Source organism: Halomonas sp. ND22Bw, from assembly GCF_003011945.1.
Lineage (GTDB): Bacteria > Pseudomonadota > Gammaproteobacteria > Pseudomonadales > Halomonadaceae > Halomonas > Halomonas halophila.
In genome coordinates this window covers 1-243 of the sequence record NZ_PXWD01001587.1, presented here as the reverse complement: position 1 = coordinate 243, position 243 = coordinate 1, and the positions used below count along the sequence as shown (strand labels likewise).

Sequence of the window (243 nt, the reverse complement as noted above, 5' to 3'; positions counted from 1 at the left end):
CACGGCGAACGCCTCTTCGACGACTACTCGGGAGGGGTCTGCTTCGATCCCGGGTTCTACGAGTTTGACCTCCGGCAAACGACCGGGGACCGTGACGTCGACGGTCTTCGCGACCGCCTGCTGGAGTACTTCGACGCGAAGATCGAGAACATGCCGTTCGACCGTCCCCTGCTGCGCCGACGCATGTTCACCAACTCGCTCGTGCTTCTGCGAGGCGAGGGATACTACGCGAACCTCAAGGAA

General features: G+C 62.1%; 1 protein-coding gene. It reads left to right on the top strand.

What is annotated here, in order from left to right:
* Positions 1–243 (top strand): hypothetical protein (locus CVH10_RS26340; RefSeq protein WP_181244736.1); only part of this gene is annotated, 243 nt, incomplete at both ends.